1 protein-coding gene is annotated in these 1,746 nt (G+C 70.3%); it reads left to right on the top strand.

Annotation, left to right across the window (positions count from 1 at the left end):
* The coding region (locus tag ACFQEU_RS15450) for a COG1361 S-layer family protein (RefSeq protein WP_379783605.1) at positions 1 to 1,627 on the top strand (1,627 nt) is incomplete at its 5' end.
* Between the last annotated feature and the right edge of the window lie 119 nt (positions 1,628 to 1,746).

Below are 1,746 nucleotides of genomic sequence, written 5' to 3'. Positions count from 1 at the left end.
GTTCGCCGGTGTCGCCGCGGAACCGACTGCCGACGGCACGGGAACGGGCGTTACGGCCGACCTCTCGGACGGCGCGCTCGCCGACGGGACGGTCGCACAGAGCGGGGGCCAGGTACGCGGCTCGCCAGTGCTCGATCTGTTCCTCTCACAGCCGACCGTGCCGACGGGCGGCCCCGCCACGGTGACCGTGGACGTGCTCAACACCGGAGAGATGGATTTCGGTAACGAGCTCGACCCGCGGGTGACGACCGCGCGGAGTCTCCGGCTGGAGGCGGAAGCCGACGACGACGCCCCGATATCGGTCGAATCCGGCGAGGTCGCGATCGGCGACGTCCCGACCGGCTCCCCGACTTCAGTCCCGATCGAACTCGCCGTCCCAGACGACACGCCGGCGGGCGAGTACGACATCGAGGTGACCGCGCGCTACCGCTACACCGCACAGATCCTCCCCGAGTTCACGAACCACAACGACCGGCGGGGTATCGACCGATTCGATCTCACGGTGGTCGTCGACGACGGTGCCCGGTTCGCGATCGTCGACGCCGAAACCGACGCGCAGGTCGGCGGCGACGGGGACGTTCGGGCGACGCTACAGAACGTCGGCGAGGAAACGGCCCGGGACGCTGTCGTCTCCGGAAGCGCGAGCGGGAGCGGCGTCGTCCTCGGCGACGGCACCGGAAGCGACGTGTTCGTCGGCGACTGGGCACCCGGAGAGAACCGGACGGTGACGTTCGACTCGACGGTCAGCCCGGAGTTCGTGGGCGACCGCTACGTGCTCCAGTCGACCGTCGAGTACCGCGACCGCGACGGCGTCGAGACCACCGCCGCACCCTCGCGGACGGGTGTCTCCCCGATCCCGGAGCAGTCGTTCAGCCTTGACGACGTCGAGGGGGCGCTCGAAGTGGGATACTCGGGGACGGTTTCGGGGACTCTCACCAACGACGGGCCGCTCGCGGCCGAGGACGCGGTGTTAGTCGCTGAGCCACAGAGCGCCCGCGTCACCCTCGGCGAGGACCGGTACGCGCTCCCCGACCTGGCGGACGGCGAGTCGGTCGACTTCTCGTTCGACGCCGACGTGAGCGGGCAGGCGGACCCCGGCCCGCGACAGGTTCGGTTCACCGTCGAGTACACCGCCGGCGACGCCACGATGACGGCGTCCGCGAGCGACCGCGTACAGGTCACCCCCCGGCAACCGGAGTTCGACGTGGCGTCCGACGGCACGTCGATCCCCGCGGGCGAGACGCGGCGGGTCACCTTCGAGATCACGAACCAGCGCCCGGAGACGTTGTCGTCGATCAACGCCGCGCTCTACGCCGACAGCCCGCTTACGGCGGTCGAAGACGAGGCGTTCGTCGACGAGCTCGAACCGGGGGAGTCGACCGAGATCTGGTTCGAGGTCACCGCGGCCGGTGGCGCGAACGAACGGACCTACCCCGTCGAGCTCGACTTCCGATACGACGACGAGCGCGGGAACGACCGGATCTCCGACGTGACCCAGTACCCGATCGACGTGACCGCGCCGCTAACGGACGACGACGGGCTGCCGACGCTCCTCATCGTCGTCGGCGTCTTGGCCCTCGTCGCCGTCGTCGGTGGGGCGCTCTGGTACCGCGGTCGCGAGTCGTAGTCGAATGACTGATCCGGCCCGCGACCCGGTCGTACGCGAGGGTCGCACGCGACATGTGCGGCGTCGCACGCGACCCGAATGCCGCACGTGGGGGCGGCCGTGACCGCCGCCGACCGGTT

Origin of the sequence: Halorubrum tibetense, assembly GCF_042661865.1 — an archaeon.
Classification (GTDB): domain Archaea; phylum Halobacteriota; class Halobacteria; order Halobacteriales; family Haloferacaceae; genus Halorubrum; species Halorubrum tibetense.
This window is presented reverse-complemented; position numbering and strand designations above follow the sequence as displayed.